The organism is Serratia oryzae, from assembly GCF_001976145.1.
Taxonomy (GTDB): Bacteria; Pseudomonadota; Gammaproteobacteria; order Enterobacterales; family Enterobacteriaceae; genus Chania; species Chania oryzae.
Genome location: NZ_MOXD01000001.1, coordinates 342,933 through 360,559 on the forward strand (window position 1 = coordinate 342,933; position 17,627 = coordinate 360,559).

Below are 17,627 nucleotides of genomic sequence, written 5' to 3' on the forward strand. Positions count from 1 at the left end.
GGGGAGATGGATAAATACAGTCTTATTGGCAGAATGAATGCGTGCTTTGCCGAGTTGGAACAGGCATTAGCGACACTGCACCAGCAGATCCTGCCGCTACCTCTCCTCGCCGCGCGGGTTTTTACCTTACCCGAGATCGAAAAAGGCAAAGAGCATGTCGCTGTTGAACAAATCAACGTAGAGCAACATGTTGGCCAGGCGGCCCGTGAGCTGGCTCTGGAACACTACCAGCGCTTGTTTATCCATCATAATCAACCACACGTCAGCAGTAAGGCCGCCGTGCGTTTGCCCGGGGTGCTCTGCCTGGCGGTGGATAATGCCGAGTATCTGGCTCTACAGCAGCAGATTGCGCAAATCAACCGCCTGAAAGCCGAATTGGAACAGATCATCACCGTTGAGTCCGGCTTGGCTCCAGAACAACGTTTCGATTTTGTGCATACCCGCTTGCATGGTTTGATCACCCTTAGCGCCTATCGTTCGCTGATTTTGCTGACCAATCCTGACTCCGTGCGCTTCGGCTGGGCCAACAAGCACATCATCAAGAACGTCAAGCGCGACGATATTCTTACCCAGTTGGAAAAAAGCCAAAAGGCCGGGCGGGCGGTGCCGCCGTTTGATCGCGAGCAATGGGCTGAACTGGTCAGCCGTGAGATCGATGATGTCAGCCGCCTGCCGCAAAATGCGCAGCTAAAGATCAAGCGGCCAGTTAAGGTACAACCGATCGCACGCGCCTGGTATCAGCCGCAGCAAAAACAGGTTCAACACCCCTGCCCGCTGCCGCTGATAGCCCTCTGCCAGTTAGAGGCTGGGGCAAAGGTGCCAAAAATTGGCGAGTTGCTCAACTACGACGCGGCAACGGTGAAGCATAAATACAAGCCGGATGCCCAACCGTTACGCTTATTGGTCAAGCGCCTACATTTGTACACCAACGTGCCGGATTAACCGTAAAACTGGTAAACACGCAGGCGGTGGCCATCCAAGTCTTCAGCCACAAAGGTATAGCCGAAATCCATCGCTACCGGGTGTTGCGCTATCGTTAATCCTGCAGCTTGCCACTGCTGATAGAGCGCATCGACCTGTTCCTGTTGTTCACAGACGAAACTGATTTCCCCCCCACCACCGCTTGCCTTCGCGGCGGGCTCCACGGTGTGCTTCGACCACATCGCCAGCTTAAAGCCGTTACTGAAGACAAACATCGCGAAGGTGGGTGATTTTTCAACCGGCGCCACGCCTAACAGTTGCTGATAGAAATCGGCGCTTTTTTCTGGGCTATCCACATAAATAATGGTCATGCTTGGCGTTATCATGCTTGTCTCCTGGTAATCAAGGGAACCTCAGTGTTCCCGATACCCATAGACTAGCCTGCCCGACTGTCAGTTTCTGGCAGTAGCCCATTAGGTTGAGCCAATCCCCTCGGTTTCACGCCACGCTTTCATCAATGCCCGGCGGCCTTGCGGATAGCGTTGTGGTAACTGCGTCAGCGTGCGGATGCGATCCAGGCGGAAATGACGAAATGAAGCACGCAGTTCGCACCAGGCTATCAGCACCTGAACCTGTTCAAAGTAGCCCATGGCAAACGGCCACAGAGTACGTTCGCTGACATTGCCCGCCTGATCCTGATATTCCACGCTGATCTTGCGTTCAAGGCGGATCACTTCACGGATCAACACCCGTGTTTCATCGGCCACCTTGACCTCCTCCACCGGGCCGATCAACAGGGTGTTGGCGTCGAGTTCTTCCCGCAATTCATTAGGTAAGACTGCGCCAATCTTTGCCAGCGCATTGGTCGCGGCCTTTGCCAACTGGCTGTCGCCTCTGCGCTCAACCCAACGCATCCCCAGCACCAGCGCTTCCGTCTCTTGCGGCGAAAACATCAGCGGCGGCAGCATAAATCCTGGCCGCAAGATGTAGCCAACGCCCGCCTCACCGGCAATATCCGCCCCCTGCTGCTGCAAGGTGGCGATATCGCGATACAGGGTACGCATACTGACCCTCAGTTCTTCGGCCAGGGCATGGCCCGCCAGCGGATAGCGATGACGACGCAGGATTTGCATTAAATCAAGTAAACGCTGGGTTCGGGACATGTCTATACCCATTGGTAAACGTGCTGAACCTGTTCGGTATCAACCCTGGGGTAAATGTGAAATCAGTGCCCAAGGGTAACAAAAATCAGCCAGACAACAAGGATAACGCCTTGGTTATCTGGCTGGGGACGGGGTTAGAAAATAAACATGCTTTCTTCAATCTTGCTGATGGCTACGCCGCGCAGGGTAACCTGACTGTCCAGATAAGATATCACTGTGTCGTTATTGACCGCCTTAAAGTGCAGATCGTCAAAACTCACGGAGGAATCAGTGAACATTATTTTGTCTTCTTTGACATTGAAGTCGCCGATGATGTCTTTACCCGCGCTCCCGCTGAAGATGAACAAATCGTTGCCACCGTAGCCGTACAACATATCATCACCCAGCCCACCAATGATGGTGTCTATTCCCTGCGTGCCATGGACAGTATCGTTCCCTGATCCGGCGTCGATATAATTCAATTTATCTTTGTCATTATTCCGGTCGAGGTCATAAGCATAAATAACGTCGTTGCCCCCACCGGACTCAATAATGTTATTCCCACCGTATGCATAGATGGTGTCATTCCCATTCCCGGTCACGATATGATCATCCGTTCTGCTGGTATGGATCACATTATTACCGTCTCCCGTCTTGATCAGGGTTTGCCCGCCACTACCCGCACGACGATCAACAGCCGTATCAATATAGTTATTGCCGTTACCCGTGATGATTGTGTCATTACCACCGTAGGTGCGGATCGTCTTCTGGCCGTCACCCACGATAACCGTATCGTTACTGTAGGAGGTCGAGATAACGTCACGCCCTGCACCGCTGATCACGGTTTTACTGCGGCCAATGTCGTCGTTGCGGTTGCTGGCATAAGCATAGATATTATCATTACCATCGGCAGTCTTGATGTAATCATCACCACCATAGCTGTAAATGGTGTTATTACCCGCCCCCGCATCAATCAAATCGTTGCTGGCTCCAGTGTAAATAGCATCGTTACCGCTGCCGGTTATAACCTTGACCGTATTGCTCCCCCCTTCAGTGCGGTTTCTGGCGGTATCTACATGGTTATTACCGTTACCGGTAATAATGCTGTCATTCCCCCCGTAGGTACGGATGACTTTATTGCCATCCCCCACCATGATTTTGTCATTGCCATAAGAGGTATCGATCACATCGCGGCCATTACCGCTGATGATGGTTTTGGTGGCATTGATATCGTCGTTACGATTAGTAGCATAAGCCGCAATGATATTGTTACCGTTACCAACCTCGATGCTGTCTGTACCGCCAAAGGAATGAATGCGTTTATCCCCGTCACCACCGATAATGGTATCGTCGCTGTCCGAGGTTTCGATATAGTCTTTACCCGCTCCACTGTTGATCAGTTTGGTGAACCCTTTGTCCTGCTGACGGTTATTAGATGCAGCATAAATAGTATCATTACCTGCGCCGGCAATGATCTCATCATTACCTCCATAACTGCGCACGGTATTACTGCCTTCACCCAGATCGATGACATCATCCCCTTTGGCACCGTAGACAATATCGTTACCGTCACCGGCATAGATAATATGACGTGCGTCAGCATCGTCCGTGTCGCCATTGTTGGCCGCATAGATAATGTCATTACCTGCACCAGCAAAGATAATCTCACTGCCTTTATTACCATAAATGACATCATTGCCGTCATAACCATAGATGATATCGTTCTGCTCGCTGCCTCTCAGTACGTTATTGTATTGGTTACCATAAATAGTGGTCTGTCCTCCGGCAGGGCCTTGCCCGAAGATCACCAGTTGCAGTTGAGCATGGTCGGTTAACGCGGTTTCATCGCTGATCTGATAGTCGATGGCGATCCTTACTGACTCCCCAAAGGCTAAGTCGGCATAGGCACCTTGATGCTCAAAGATATATTGCCCATCGGCGGAGATCTTGATGCGCCCACCTTGTTCCAGGCTCATCCATTCACCAACGGCATCCGCGCGGTTACAAACGGCAGAAACCTGGATCACCTGCGGGTTATAGTCACGATCATTGAGCAGAACGTTGCCAACATCTTCGGTGATACCTGGGATCACGGTCACGCGATCGTCAGTGGCCTCTGGAGCAACCGGCCGCAGCCAGAGTGGAACATAACCGGTGATATCTTCTTGCGAAACCGGGCTTCCCATCAAGTCCTTCAGGAAATTGACGGCAAACTGGTACCCCATATAGGAGTATCCTTCCGCATCGAAGTGCACCAGTCCGTTAGACGACTTCTGGAAGTGTTGCATACTGAAAAATTCAATATGATCAGAAGCATTAGCCGCCTGCTGCAGTTCAGCTTCTATCTGTGCGCCCCCCTGGTATGGCGAAGTGCCACTCGCCACCAGTTTGAGATCCTCCATGGCAAATTCGTTTTGCATGCGAGCAAATAAGGTGAGCAGTTTCTGATCGTAGTCACTGTGTCTGCCGTAATCATTTTCCCCTTGAGTCCAACCCACGCCGCCGATAAAAGGCGCATATCCCTGATCGGCAATCGCCTGTGACGCTTTGAGAGTATTGGTGAAAATGCGGGTGAGCATGTCGCCGTTCAGCCAGCGATCGATAGAAGTACCACCGGCCGTAACTTTGGTGAAATAGACATCTGAGCCTAATGCCTGTGTCAGGTTGACACCGAGGGACAGTTCTGAGCCCGCCCACGTTTTAGCCGACCCAGCACCAAACTCCAGCGGGTGGGTGTTTTTATTTGGCGTCAGGCTTTCAAACTGGTTACCGGTCCAGATTTTTACCTGTTCCTGTACGCCGCGCAGTTCAGGGTCAAAATCGGCCACATCTTCCCAGCCTGCCATGTTCGACTGGCCAGACAACACAAAGTTATAGCGTGTCTCTGCAATAATCCCCGCGTTGTTCACGCCTCCGCTGGCAGTTACCCCTACCACGGCCGGGCCTTCAGTATGCATGTTGGTACCGACCACGGCGTTATATTTTGATATGCCGTTTAGCTGCGCGCCACCCGATCCAGGCGCAGTGTAGTTCTCCGTGGTGACACCGTCCGTGTGGTACACCACTGCACTGGCCCCTGCACCTAAAATATACTGATTTTTGAACAGCGCCACGCCAGACGTTTGAATAGCCCCAGCGGTATTCAACAAAACAATAATGCTATTTTCACCACCAGCATACACAGCGGTAGCCAGATCCATGGGACTATTCTCAGTTCCCAGCGCATTTTTAGTGCCATTGGCACTTACATAGATCACATTTAACGCCATAATTCCCTCTAGGTTGCATTTAATATCATCCTTGTGTCAGCCTATTCATCAGGCCGAAAAAGCGCTGGAACATTGCCAATACAAAATAAGACGGGGGACTATAGAGGATGGTGAGCATTTTTTCACCACCCCAGGGGTAAATAAGTAATTTCTTAATTAAGGCGGGTTAACGATTAGAATTACGCAGATTTAGAGCAAGAAAAGCCTATAGCGCAACGCGGGTGGACAAGATCGCCACTACTCCCGTTGCATCAACTGTTGAATAAAATCAGCAAAAGCACGCGCTTTTGCAGAAACCAAGTGACCACTAGGAAACACCGCCCACAACTCCAGTGCTGGCAGTTGCCACTCGGGTAGAATAGCCACCACAGTGCCGTTGCGCAGTTCAGTACGGAACATTCCCTCACAGGCCACCGTTGCGCCAAATCCAGCCATCACCATTTCACGCACGCACTCCGCAGCGCTGACCCTAACCCGGCCGTGTAACTGGACTTCCTGTTGCTGCTGCTGATGCTTGAATACATAGCGTTCGTGCCCCCCGGGCCGCTGGTGGATCACCATTTCATGCTGCACCAGATCTCGCGGTACTTTGGGCATGCCTGCTGCGGCAAAATACGCGGGGGTGCCTAGAACCCATTGCTTTGCCATCCCCAATTTGCGGGCAGTAAACGAGGTATCCTGCAAATTACCAATGCGCAAAGCGACATCAATGCCTTCTTCAACCAGCCCTAAATTACCTTCATCCAAAAGCAGATCCATTTCCAGCGCAGGATGGGTATAGAGAAATTGTGTAAGATCGGGCAATTCAATCAGCCGGGCAAACACAGCGGCCGAAGCAACACGTAAACGTCCGCTCAGCTGTTTTCCTGCACCACAGATGGCGAGCTCGGTTTCTGCCACATCCTCCAGAATACGCTTCACCCGCAAATAAAACTGTTGCCCGGCCTCTGTCGGTTGCAGGCCATGGGTGGAACGTAGCAGCAAGCGTGACTGCAATTGCTGCTCCAACCGGGCAATAGCTTTTGATACTGCCGGTTGCCCCACATTCAACCTCCGGGCAGCGGCGGAGAAAGAACCCGCCTCAAACACGCTGATGTAAGTATTGAAATCAGCAAATTTATTCATCATGCCATTCCTCATTGGAATAACTATTAGTCATATCACCAATCTACCCTCACCATAAGGGAATAGGCAAACTGCTGACATTGCATTTTTATACCGAGGACATGATGAAACTGCAGGATCAACTTGATGCCTTCAAAGCCGCTTTCGAAGCGGGTAAGCTCGATTTTAACCCTCCGGCTGGAGTGCACTCCTTACTGCGCCGTGGCAACGATGAACTTATCGCTTCTGGCATAGCAGGGAATGCGTTATCGGCAGGCGATATTGCCCCCCATTTCATATTGCAGGACGCACAAGGTAACACCGTCTCATCTGCGCAGTTATTGTCTCAGGGGCCGTTAATCGTCAGCTTCTATCGGGGCCGCTGGTGCCCTTACTGCAATCTGGATCTGCAAGCGTTGCAAGCAGCAATGCCAGAATTCCTGGCTCGAGCGGTCAACGTCGTCGCCATCTCGCCACAAACACCGGCTAACGGCCAGATCATGATGCAGGAGCGCACGTTCACTTTTCCCCTATTGGCAGATCCTGGCAATACCGTCGCTGCCAGCTTTGGCTTGAACTTCAGGCTGCCGGATTACCTTATCGAACTGTATTTACACAGTTTCAATACCAATCTGGCGGATTTTAATGATGATGATAGTTGGATATTGCCGATGCCCGCGCGCTTTGTCATTGCACCCTCCGGTAAAATTGTTTGTGCGCAGGTTAGCCCTGATTACACTCAGCGCGCGGATCCACTGGAGGTACTGCCGGTGCTGGAACGGTTAAGGTAAAACAGATAACAGGCGCAGCACAGGCTGCGCCTGAAATATTAAGGCAGGTTATTTCTTCATACTCCCCACCATATCTTCTGGCCGTACCCATTCATCAAACTGTTGCTCGGTGAGATACCCCAGCTTTAACGCGGAGGCTTTCAGCGTCAGCCCCTGTTTGTGGGCATTTTTGGCGATCTCTGCCGCTTTGTCGTAGCCGATGTGGGGATTCAGCGCGGTCACCAGCATTAGCGATTCATTCAACAACTGGCTGATACGGTCACGATTCGGTTCGATCCCCACCGCACAGTGCTCGTTGAAACCCTTCATGCCGTCTGCCAGCAGACGGACAGATTGCAGATAATTGTGGATCACCAGCGGGCGGTACACGTTCAGTTCGAAGTTGCCGGAGGCACCACCGATATTCACCGCCACATCATTACCCAACACCTGTGCGCACAGCATGGTCATCGCCTCACACTGCGTCGGGTTGACTTTGCCCGGCATAATCGAGCTGCCTGGTTCGTTTTCTGGAATGGCGATCTCACCAATCCCGCAGCGCGGGCCAGATGCCAGCCAGCGCACATCGTTGGCGATCTTCATCAGCGATGCCGCCAGCCCTTTCAACGCACCATGGCTATGCACCAATGCATCACAGGTTGCCAAGGCTTCAAACTTGTTGGGGGCGGTAACAAAGGGCTGCCCGGTCAGATCTGCCAAGGCCTTAGCGACCCGTACCGCATATTCAGGATGGGTGTTCAGCCCGGTCCCCACCGCCGTGCCCCCCAGCGCTAGCTCACAAAGATGCGGGATGCTGTCTTCGATATGCCTGAGATTGTGTGCCAGCATCGCCGCCCAGCCAGAGATCTCCTGCCCCAGCGTCAGCGGAGTCGCATCCTGCAAATGGGTTCGGCCGATTTTGACGATATCGTGAAAAGCCGCCGCTTTGCTGCTCAAGGTCTGGTGCAACACCTTCAGTTCAGGGAGCAGGTGTTCACGCACGGCGATCACCGCCGCCACGTGCATGGCCGTGGGGAAAACGTCGTTCGAGCTCTGGCTTTTATTCACATCGTCATTGGGGTGAACCCGGCGCCCTTCGCCGCGCTCTCCCCCCAACAACTCGCTGGCCCGATTGGCCAGCACTTCGTTGATATTCATGTTGCTCTGGGTGCCGGAACCGGTTTGCCAGACAGACAACGGGAATTCGTTAGCGTGCCGATCGGCCAGTACCTCATCGGCCGCCTGGATAATGGCGTTACCCCGCTCGGCTGGCAACAACCCTAAATCCATATTGACGCTGGCTGCGGCGCGCTTGGTCATGGCTAACGCATGGATCAGCGCCGGAGGCATTTTCTCTGAAGAGATGCGGAAGTGTTCCAGCGAGCGCTGGGTTTGCGCTCCCCAGAGTTGGTCGGCCGGGACGTCGATCGGCCCCATCGAGTCTTTTTCAATACGAACGCCTGCCATTACGATCTCCTTAGCACAGTGCTTATCAGGTCCCCTCAGTATAGCGAGATAATAATTATTCGCATTAACTGCCCGGCTAGAGGGCATTTTTAGCGATCTTTGCTTGCATGCTCAGGGGGCACATTGTTTACTTAGCGCAATTTCCTTTAAAAAGCAGGTAGTAATCATGCAAAAAATGACCAATGCGATACAGAATTACGCCTGGGGTAGCCTTGATGCGCTAACCCAGCTCTATGGTATCGCCAATCCAGACGGCAAGCCGATGGCAGAACTGTGGATGGGCGCACACCCGAAAAGCAGTTCGCAAGTCACCGACGCCAAGGGTGCTCTGCGTTCATTGCGCGATGTGATTGATGAAAACCAGCCGGAGCAGTTGGGTGCTCAGGTGGCAGAGCGCTTTGGTGAGTTGCCATTCCTGTTTAAGGTGCTGTGTGCCGATCAGCCGCTTTCTATTCAGGTTCACCCGAGCAAGAGCGCCGCAGAAGCCGGTTTTGCCAAAGAGAATGCGGCCGGTATTGCGCTCGATGCCGCAGAACGCAACTACAAAGATCCCAACCATAAACCCGAATTGGTATTTGCTCTGACGCCATTCCTCGCCATGAACGGCTTTCGTGAGCTTGCCGACATCGTTTCCCTGCTGCAGCCGCTCGCGGGCGCACATCACGACATCGCCACCTTCCTGCAACAGCCGGATACCGCTCACTTAGCGACGCTGTTTGCCAGCCTGCTGGGTATGCACGGTGAGCAGAAAACCAAAGCCTTGGGCGTGCTAAAGGCAGCCCTGAACAGCCAACAGGGCGAGCCTTGGGATACCCTGCGTTTTATCGCCCGCTTCTACCCGGACGACAGCGGCCTGTTCTCACCGCTGCTGCTGAATGTCGTCAAGCTGGCGCCAGGCGAGGCTATGTTCCTGTACGCGGAAACCCCGCACGCCTACCTGCACGGTGTGGCACTGGAGGTGATGGCCAACTCGGACAACGTGCTGCGCGCGGGGCTGACGCCAAAGTTCATCGATATCCCCGAACTGCTGGCCAACCTGCAATTCCGCCCACAACCGGCGTCTGGCTTGCTAACTCAGCCAGAGAAGCGCGGCGATGAGCTGTTTTTCCCGATCCCGGTCGAGGATTTTGCTTTTTCTTTGCACGATCTTTCCGCCTCCGCGCAGCCACTGGCGCAAAACAGCGCAGCCATCGTGTTTTGTGTGGCAGGAGAAGCGATCCTGCAAAAGCAGGATCAACGGGTGGTGTTAAAGCCGGGTGAGTCCTGCTTTATCGCGGCCGCTGAGTCACCGGTACAGGTTACCGGCGTTGGCCGTATCGCCCGCGTTTATAATACCTTGTCTTAATCGGCGGTAAAATTAAGCAAATAAGTTGCTAACATGAGTCACTTACCTCCACAATTAAACGCCTGCGGGCGTTTTTTGCAGGTCCAATTTGCCCATCCATCTATCATCTGGAATAGATGGCTTTGAAAGGATGAAGAGAACTATGAAAAAATCGTTAGTGGCTGTCAGCGTCATTGTGGTTCTTGGCGCGGCATGGACCGGTGCCTCCTGGTACACAGGCAAGTTGATCGAGCAACGGATGGGCGAAATGGTGGACAATGCCAACAGCCAGTTGACAGCTTACCTGCCCAATGCTGGGGTGAAACTGAGCTATGAAAATTATCAGCGCGGGATTTTCAGCAGCCATGTGCGCTATGTACTGCGCTCCGACGGTAACACCAAGAATAATGGCGCACTGCTGAAAGCCGGTGAAGAGTTGGCTTTGTTTGAAACCGTCGACCATGGTCCGTTCCCGCTTGCCCAACTGAAAAGATTCAACCTGATCCCGAGCCTGGCATCTATCCATACCGAGCTGGAAAACACGCCACCGGTCAAACCGCTGTTTGAGATCACCAAAGGCAAGTCCCTCTTCACCGCTGACTCGCGCATTGCTTACAGTGGCGATACGTCTTCGGCAATCGACGTGATCCCGGTAGAGTTTCAAAAGGACAAGTCCACGCTGAAATTCAGTGGGGCAACCATCAACGCCGACGTTGGCAGCGATCTAAAAACCATTGTGCTGGAGGGTAACAGCGACAGCACCGTGATCAGCGGCCCAGGCCAATCTGGCCTGATCGAGCAAGTCACCCTGCAAGGCCTGACGCTCAAAAGCAATACCCATAAAGGCCAGTTCGATCTCAGCCTGGGTGACCAGAAGCTAGGGCTGAAACAGCTGAAAGTGGCCGTTGATGGTAAAGAAGTGGTAGCAATGGAAGGGTTAAACCTCGCCAGTCAATTTGGTGAGAAAGACACCAAGCTGAATGGTCAATTCGATTACACGTTGGATGCCGTAAAAATTCAGGGTAGCGATTTTGGCTCAGGCAAGCTGTTGCTGAAAATTGATAATCTGGATGGCAAATGGCTGAAAGAGTTCGCCACCCGCTACAACCAAGAAGCCATGGCCCTGCTTCAGCAGTCCGAAGCGTTGGATCCACAGGCTTATCAGCAGCAAACTTCTGAAATGCTGATCAAGAACCTGCCGCTGTTGCTGAAAGGTAACCCAACCATCAGCATCGCACCGCTAAGCTGGAAAAACAGCAAAGGCGAAAGCACCTTTACCCTGAATCTGAATTTGGCCGATCCAACGCCGGATGGCGCCACTACCGAAACCCCGGATCAGTTGCTCGCCCGTTCCGTGAAGAAACTGGAAGCCGCGCTGACCATCCCGGTGGCGATGGCGACCGAAACCACGGCGCAAGCGGCTAAACTGCAGGGTTATAGCGCCGAAGAAGCACAAAAGATGGCGCAGCAGCAAATACAAGGCCTGGCAGCGATGGGCCAGATGTTCAAACTGACCACGCTGAAGGATGAGGTGATTGGCAGTACCTTCCTGTATGCCGACAATCAGGTTGAACTGAATGGCAACAAGATGTCGCTGCAGGATTTTGTTGGCCTGTTCAGCATGATGGGTGGCCCGGCAGAGGAAGAGAGCGCACCAGTTCCGGATCAACCAACGTTAGGGCAGTAAAAGTTAACGCCAGGGGCCAACAGTATTTGGCCTCTGGTGTATCAGTTTGAGCTTCAGGTTGATAACGGTTTACTGATTTTGGCGAGTGGTTACCTGGCAATAAGCTCACCATAAAATATCCTGAGGTATTGGTCCTTCATGGGAAGGAAAGTGCGGCAACACCTCTTCAGCCAACTCCTGTATGACCTCACGGGTAGGCCGTTGTGAAAATTGTATCCCCAGGGCAGCATGGTTAACACCCGCGTCTTTCCATTCACCCAGCAAATCAATTAATCCCTTACGCCCGGTCTGTAGCACATAACCGCCACGCAACGGTGTGCGCGGGTAGTCAGGGTTTTCCACCAGATCAATCCACTCATTAGTCATATGAGGCCGAAATCCCCCGTCCGGGATTAACTGGCGCCAAGCGCGAATCTTTTCCGCCAAGCGTTGTGGCCCCTGACGGGTGTGTGTTGCCTCGGGATAAGTTAACCAACCATCTGCATGCTCACCGATCCATCTCAACGATTGCCCTGATGAACTGGTCACAATAAGAGGAAGGTTACCCGTGACCGGTTTAGGCAGTAACTCAGCTCCCACAACCTTACCTAAGGGAGACACAATGGCTTGGCTACCCGAACGAATGAGTTGGCGGAAATATTCCACGCTTTGAGAGAACCGTTCACCACGTTCACTATGTTCTAAACCATATGCTGGGAACTCAATAGGTCGATCGCCTGACGCAATCCCTAACACCAGTCGCCCCCCCGACAGTTGATCAATAGTGGTGGCGGCTTTGGCCAAGTCGATGGGGTGGCGTAGGGAAAAAATCGCGCTCCCCGTTGCCAGCGCAATGACCTTCGTCCGTGCAGCGAGAAACGCCAGGTAGGTGAAGGGATCAAACAGTTGCCCTGCATCACCGAACGTAGGGTCAAACAGCGGAATATCCCGCACCCACACGGCGGCAAAACCATAGCGATCAATGTCTGTTACCCATTCCGCCTGCCCGGCCAGCACGTGCATATCCCCCTCATAGAACCGCAATGGCAGAAAGATACCTATCGTAAGCGCACTGGGCGCGAACATGCGACGATAACCTGGATGGGTGGTGAAAGCCTGAAACGACGCTCCAGATGCGTATTGTGCAGAATGGCTCATTGCTTACTCCTTGAAAAGCCAAGTTCATGCGCCCGTTGCGAGGGCAGGTAAAGCGATACCTCTCTGTACCGCAGGCCTCGCCGCTACTCGTTCGTGCCAGGTACTCAGGTGTCGATATGTACTGAAATCAAAATCGATAATCCGCATGATGTGAGTCCAACCAAAATGTGCGATGTCGGCAATGGAGTAATCATCGCCGGCCATGTAAGCGTGTGTGGCCAGATGGTTGTCCAGTGTGGCAAAGGCTTCATCGGTCAACCGACGATAATGAGCAACGGCTTCAGGGATCTTAGCGGCAGCGAATATCTCAAAATAGACTCGCTGGCCTATTAATGGCCCGACGCTCGACGCATGAAATACCAACCATTGAAGCGTTTCCCAACGGACTTTGGGCGTCGAAGAGAGTAATTGGCCTGTTTTTTCAGCCAGGTAGAGTAGGATTGCAGCAGATTCGAACAGCGTGATCCCGGTATCGTTATCCACTAAAACGGGGATACGGCCGTGGGGATTAAGGCGCAGAAACTCAGGTTTGCGGTTATCTCCCTCCTCGATACGGACATGCCGTAAGGTATAGGGCAGGCCTAACTCTTCCAAGGCAATCGTGGCCTTGAAGCCGTTGGGTGAGCTATCGGTATAGAGCTGGATCATTGTACCGTCCCCAACGTTGTCGTTTTACCCGGCAGGATCAGCGCCGCGCATACTAACCCTATCACTACCATGCCCGCGGAAACCAGAATGGCGTAGCTAAAACCCTGTGCAGCACTGTCTCCACCAGCCAGCGCTGCAATACTGATGGCGACACCGATCGCCAACCCGACAGCGGAACCGATTTCCTGCGTCGTAGTGAGCATGCCGCCAGCCAGCCCGTGATCGACGGCATCCACCCCTTCAATACCGGCCACCGTCCACGCCGGGAAAGCGATACCGTAGCCGATGCCCGCTAACAGGGTTCCAGGCAGGATAGATGCCGCCCATGAGGCATCAGCCGCCAGAGAGAGCCCTAACAGGGCAAGCCCCGCGATGAACAACACCATCCCCCCCAGGATGACCGGTTTGGTATCCACCTTGGCGATCAGGGCTGGGCCAGCCCAGGCGCTGGACAGCGTAAAAGCGGCAGCCATCGGCAGTAATCCCAACCCTGCCTGCGTAGCGGTGAAGCCCAGGATCTCTTGCATATAAAGTGCCACAACGACAAAGGTCGGCCCCAAAGCGGTATTCGCCAGCAGTGACACCAGATTCGCTCCGCCCGTCAGGCGTCGCCAAAAGATGGGGATAGGCATCAAGGGTGATTCAACCTGGCTCTCCACCCAAACGAACAAAGCCAGCAGCATCAGCGACAAAACAATCAAACCCAATGTGGTGAGAGAAGTTAAGCCAACATGCTCGCTATTAGCAAAGGCGAAAACCAGCGTTGCTGCCCCTGCGGCAACTAAAATGGCCCCCCATACGTCCAGACTTTTCACTGCGCTTTCACTATCGGGCCGTCCCTCAGGCAGAAGTCCGGTCAACGCGATGACGAATACGCCAACCGGCACGTTGATCCATAGAACCCAGCGCCATCCCAGTAGATCGGTGATGATCCCCCCCAGGATCAGACCTGCAACGAATCCGCTGGCAGCAACGGCCGTCCAGGCACCGAGTGCACGATTACGCTGTTTTTGTTCGGGGAACACTGCCAGTAACAAGGAGAAGGCGGCCGGTGAAAACAACGCCGCGCCAAAACCCTGCACAGCGCGGGTGATGATGAGCATCGCAGGGCTCTGAGAGAAACCACCGAGTAATGAGCCGAGAGTGAAGATCACTAGACCGAGCAGGAATACGCGACGACGGCCAAACATATCGGCAGCACGCCCCCCCAGTAGCAGAAACCCTGCAATGACCACACCATAGGCGTTAATGACCCACTGCAATGCGCCAGGAGTGAAGCCCAGGCTTTCCTGGATCTGCGGTAAAGGAATCATGGTAATAGAGAAATCGAGCAGTGCGACAAATTGAGTAGTGCAGAGCAAGATTAAACAAAGCCGCAACTGCGAACTGTTCATACGAACATTTGAAGTAAACATAGATTTCCTAAATTAATGCAATTAATCTAAAAGTGATGCATGATCCCCTTCCAGCTTGGTTATTGGAAATGATTGTTTCTTTATATAGCCTTTAGGAAAACTAAATATTATGGCCTCATCGCTTCCATTATTGGCTTTGCGCGCTTTTGTCGAAGTTGGCCGCTTAGGCAGCATCAAAGCGGCAGCGAGTGCACTGAACGTTACTTCTGGGGCAGTCAGCCAACAAATACGATTGTTGGAAGATCGGGTCGGAGTAACACTATTTACACGTGAACGACAAGGGCTGCGCCTGGCCGAAGCTGGAGCTAGCGTTTACCCTTCGCTACTCTTGGCGTTCGAGCAAATCGAAAAGGCCGCGCAAACTCTGGGTGAAATCAAAGTGCGGCAGACGTTAACTGTCAGTACGGTAGCCACATTCGCCGCATCCTGGCTGGTGCCCCGCCTGGGCCGTTTCACCCAACGCTATCCGAACATCGAAGTGAGAATTGAAGCCACATCAACCACGGTAGATATGCATCGAGGGCGAGTTGATGTCGCGTTGCGACATGGTTTGGGTATTTATCCTGGGCTTAACATTATGCGCCTGATGGCGCCGGTATTAATCCCTGTTGCTTGCCCTGGCCTTGTCACTGAGAGCGCTGAGCTTAAGGAACCAAGGGACTGCCTGAACTACCCACTGCTGCATGATTCTGACCGTGCCGATTGGCCTTTATGGCTTGCGGCGCATAACGTTGCCAAAGACCAACGAGCTGAACGAGGGACAGCTTTTGAAGATGATTTTCTGCTTATTCGTGCGGCGGAAGCGGGCCAGGGGTTAGCCTTGGTACCATTGGAATATGCGCAGACAGAAATCGCCGCTGGGCGTTTGGTTCAAGTGCTGAACAAACCTTGGCCCGCGCGCTTCGCTTACTATGTGGTGACCAAACAGGATGCAATGCAGCGACCAGAAGTGAAAGCGTTTGTGGATTGGGTTATGGAAGAAGCGCAAAATACGTTGCCGTAGCTCATATTCAGTATTTAATACGTCAATACTAAACCATAAAATTCGGTGGTGATTTATCAATTTATATTTTTGACCATCCACTCACTCACCAACTATCAGACACTCTTATTTAGAGCATTGAAGTAGCAAATGATTATGCACTGCTATTTCTGTACTGGAGTTGAACAGGTTTTACGAAAAAACAGCCGTAAGCGCACCCAAAAGATATGACCTCTTCATGTTAACTTCAGAAAAACTAAATGATAAGTTTAGTTTAAATGATTATACGATAAAAAATACTAGTGCTACGGTCTACATTGCTCGCAAACATAATCCTGACATTTCTTGCTTGAATTTTATAGCAACAAGTAAGAAATGGGATGGGATAATATCTTAGCAGTTTCCATAATAAGTCACTAAGCTCAACGGAGCAAAATGAGCATATATGCGCATTATTCAATAGTTGGCATAGGTTTTGGCCCTTCAAATATCGCACTGGCGATCACGTTAGAAGAGGACTTTCCAGGGACACGATGTATTTTTTTTGAAAGTGCGCCATCCAGCGAATGGCAAGCGGGTTTATTACTGGCAAACTCTGATATTCAGAATCATCCGTTACGTGATCTTGCTACCCCTCGCAACCCCAGAAGCCACTACTCTTTTACAAATTATTTATTTAAAAAAGGCCGCTTGTTTGAGCATTTTAATTTGGGCCTGCAATTTCCCTATCGCTACGAATATCGTGATTATATCAAATGGGCCGCAGGGCATTTCGATGGAGCGGTAGAATATTCAACAACCGTAAAGACGGTCAGGCTATTACCGTTACTCGAAGGTTCAGCACGGTTCAAACTCACCACCAACACGGGGAAAATCATCACCTGCGACAATTTAGTTATCGCGACAGGCCGTACACCGTATATTCCTCAAGTTCTTAATGCCGTTGAGCACAATAATCTCATCCACGGCGCAAATTTCAAGTCAGTCACCGAACGTATCTCTTCTGGCACTGTCAACAGTATCGCAGTGGTAGGCGGAAGTCAGTCAGCGATTGAGATTATGCTTTATCTTGCTAATAATTTCCCGCAGGTGACCCTCCACGGTATCTCCCGTAAATTTGGTTATCGTTTAAAGGACACATCACCTTTCACTGGCGAAGTCTATTTCCCGGATTTCGTCGATACGTTCTACAACAGTAAGGCTGTGTATAAGCAACGTTTAAAGGATGATTTAAATCTGACCAATTACTCTGCCTCTGATGCAGATGTGTTGGATGAGTTATATCGGTTAATCTACCGGGATAAATACTTTGGGAATAAAAAATTAACTATCCATAACTCTGTCGATATTACCAATGCAGTGATGGACGGGACTAAAGTCTCGCTTGAGTTGGCTACGGCGCATAGTGATGAGGAGATCGAGCGAGTACAAGTGGATCTGGTGGTTTCAGCAACGGGATTCCGTGACATCGGTCCTTATGAGCATCAAGAAGTTTGCCCACCGCTGCTTAATGACCTCTATCCGCACCTCCATAAAAACGACATTGGGGAGATACAGTTAGGACGTGACTATCGCCTTGAATTGACCAATGCCGGTAAGCTCGGGTTATACCTTAATGGGCTGTGTGAATCCTCCCACGGTATGGGTGACGCTGGCTCACTCAGCTTGGTTTCACTCCGTTCGAAACAAATCGCCGACTCTATCAACAAGCTGCGTACCTGTACCGACCACCTTACCCACTCATTGAAAACGGAAGCCTAG

The 17,627-nt window shown here is 52.0% G+C and carries 14 protein-coding genes; 6 read left to right on the plus strand and 8 right to left on the minus strand.

The genetic code is table 11. The features are described from left to right. Positions 1-6 precede the first annotated feature (6 nt). Positions 7-942, plus strand: coding sequence for a DNA replication terminus site-binding protein (gene tus, locus BMI79_RS01625; RefSeq protein ID WP_076940087.1), 936 nt, complete (start codon positions 7-9; stop codon positions 940-942). Here tus and BMI79_RS01630 read toward each other — a convergent pair. From BMI79_RS01630 to BMI79_RS01645, 4 genes are all read right to left on the minus strand, one after another. After that, positions 939-1,307, minus strand: coding sequence for a VOC family protein (locus tag BMI79_RS01630; RefSeq protein ID WP_076940088.1), 369 nt, complete (start codon positions 1,305-1,307; stop codon positions 939-941). The two genes, tus and BMI79_RS01630, sit on opposite strands and share 4 nt — an antisense overlap. Before the next feature lie 87 nt (positions 1,308-1,394). Then, positions 1,395-2,084: a helix-turn-helix transcriptional regulator gene (locus tag BMI79_RS01635; protein WP_076940089.1), complete on the minus strand. Its 690-nt coding sequence runs from the start codon at positions 2,082-2,084 to the stop codon at positions 1,395-1,397. Between the two features lie 134 nt (positions 2,085-2,218). Next, positions 2,219-5,263 carry a sialate O-acetylesterase gene (locus BMI79_RS01640; protein ID WP_208611164.1) on the minus strand — a complete coding sequence of 1,015 codons (3,045 nt, stop codon included), beginning with the start codon at positions 5,261-5,263 and terminating at the stop codon, positions 2,219-2,221. A gap of 306 nt (positions 5,264-5,569) precedes the next feature. Further along, a complete protein-coding gene (locus BMI79_RS01645) occupies positions 5,570-6,460 on the minus strand; it encodes a LysR family transcriptional regulator (RefSeq protein WP_241679964.1) in 891 nt (296 codons plus the stop codon). A 98-nt stretch (positions 6,461-6,558) separates the two neighbouring features. Between BMI79_RS01645 and BMI79_RS01650 the strand changes: the two genes are divergently transcribed. Then, entirely contained in the window at positions 6,559-7,227 is a 669-nt protein-coding gene (locus BMI79_RS01650) for a peroxiredoxin-like family protein (RefSeq protein WP_241679963.1), read from the plus strand. Positions 7,228-7,275: 48 nt separating this feature from the next. Here the strand turns inward: BMI79_RS01650 and fumC are convergent, their stop codons facing one another. After that, entirely contained in the window at positions 7,276-8,673 is a 1,398-nt protein-coding gene (gene fumC, locus BMI79_RS01655; RefSeq protein ID WP_076940092.1) for a class II fumarate hydratase, read from the minus strand. Between the two features lie 166 nt (positions 8,674-8,839). Here fumC and manA point away from each other — a divergent pair, with 166 nt between their 5' ends. Next, positions 8,840-10,018, plus strand: a complete 1,179-nt coding sequence (gene manA / locus BMI79_RS01660) for a mannose-6-phosphate isomerase (protein ID WP_076940093.1) — start codon at positions 8,840-8,842, stop codon at positions 10,016-10,018. Between the two features lie 142 nt (positions 10,019-10,160). After that, positions 10,161-11,684 carry a YdgA family protein gene (locus tag BMI79_RS01665; protein WP_076940094.1) on the plus strand — a complete coding sequence of 508 codons (1,524 nt, stop codon included), beginning with the start codon at positions 10,161-10,163 and terminating at the stop codon, positions 11,682-11,684. 105 nt (positions 11,685-11,789) lie between these two features. On the opposite strand, the gene BMI79_RS01670 is transcribed toward BMI79_RS01665, so the two are convergent. From BMI79_RS01670 to BMI79_RS01680, 3 genes are read right to left on the minus strand one after another with little or no spacing between them, the layout of a single operon-like run. Further along, positions 11,790-12,821, minus strand: coding sequence for an LLM class oxidoreductase (locus BMI79_RS01670; protein ID WP_076940095.1), 1,032 nt, complete (start codon positions 12,819-12,821; stop codon positions 11,790-11,792). A gap of 24 nt (positions 12,822-12,845) precedes the next feature. Next, positions 12,846-13,469 carry a glutathione S-transferase family protein gene (locus BMI79_RS01675; protein WP_076940096.1) on the minus strand — a complete coding sequence of 208 codons (624 nt, stop codon included), beginning with the start codon at positions 13,467-13,469 and terminating at the stop codon, positions 12,846-12,848. Continuing rightward, positions 13,466-14,884, minus strand: a complete 1,419-nt coding sequence (locus BMI79_RS01680; RefSeq protein ID WP_241679962.1) for an MFS transporter — start codon at positions 14,882-14,884, stop codon at positions 13,466-13,468. The genes BMI79_RS01675 and BMI79_RS01680 overlap by 4 nt, the downstream gene beginning before the upstream one ends. Before the next feature lie 109 nt (positions 14,885-14,993). Between BMI79_RS01680 and BMI79_RS01685 the strand changes: the two genes are divergently transcribed. Next, positions 14,994-15,887: a LysR substrate-binding domain-containing protein gene (locus BMI79_RS01685; protein WP_076940098.1), complete on the plus strand. Its 894-nt coding sequence runs from the start codon at positions 14,994-14,996 to the stop codon at positions 15,885-15,887. A 414-nt stretch (positions 15,888-16,301) separates the two neighbouring features. Beyond that, entirely contained in the window at positions 16,302-17,627 is a 1,326-nt protein-coding gene (locus BMI79_RS01690) for a SidA/IucD/PvdA family monooxygenase (protein ID WP_076940099.1), read from the plus strand.

Excerpts from the sequence above, each read along its gene's own strand:
- BMI79_RS01645 (WP_241679964.1), bottom strand. The coding sequence starts at position 6,460 with ATGATGAATAAATTTGCTGATTTCAATACTTACATCAGCGTGTTTGAG.
- BMI79_RS01690 (WP_076940099.1), top strand. The coding sequence starts at position 16,302 with ATGAGCATATATGCGCATTATTCAATAGTTGGCATAGGTTTTGGCCCT.
- BMI79_RS01675 (WP_076940096.1), bottom strand. The coding sequence starts at position 13,469 with ATGATCCAGCTCTATACCGATAGCTCACCCAACGGCTTCAAGGCCACG.
- manA (WP_076940093.1), top strand. The coding sequence starts at position 8,840 with ATGCAAAAAATGACCAATGCGATACAGAATTACGCCTGGGGTAGCCTT.
- BMI79_RS01665 (WP_076940094.1), top strand. The coding sequence starts at position 10,161 with ATGAAAAAATCGTTAGTGGCTGTCAGCGTCATTGTGGTTCTTGGCGCG.
- BMI79_RS01685 (WP_076940098.1), top strand. The coding sequence starts at position 14,994 with ATGGCCTCATCGCTTCCATTATTGGCTTTGCGCGCTTTTGTCGAAGTT.
- fumC (WP_076940092.1), bottom strand. The coding sequence starts at position 8,673 with ATGGCAGGCGTTCGTATTGAAAAAGACTCGATGGGGCCGATCGACGTC.
- BMI79_RS01670 (WP_076940095.1), bottom strand. The coding sequence starts at position 12,821 with ATGAGCCATTCTGCACAATACGCATCTGGAGCGTCGTTTCAGGCTTTC.
- tus (WP_076940087.1), top strand. The coding sequence starts at position 7 with ATGGATAAATACAGTCTTATTGGCAGAATGAATGCGTGCTTTGCCGAG.
- BMI79_RS01630 (WP_076940088.1), bottom strand. The coding sequence starts at position 1,307 with ATGATAACGCCAAGCATGACCATTATTTATGTGGATAGCCCAGAAAAA.
- BMI79_RS01635 (WP_076940089.1), bottom strand. The coding sequence starts at position 2,084 with ATGTCCCGAACCCAGCGTTTACTTGATTTAATGCAAATCCTGCGTCGT.
- BMI79_RS01680 (WP_241679962.1), bottom strand. The coding sequence starts at position 14,884 with ATGTTTACTTCAAATGTTCGTATGAACAGTTCGCAGTTGCGGCTTTGT.
- BMI79_RS01650 (WP_241679963.1), top strand. The coding sequence starts at position 6,559 with ATGATGAAACTGCAGGATCAACTTGATGCCTTCAAAGCCGCTTTCGAA.
- BMI79_RS01640 (WP_208611164.1), bottom strand. The coding sequence starts at position 5,263 with ATGGATCTGGCTACCGCTGTGTATGCTGGTGGTGAAAATAGCATTATT.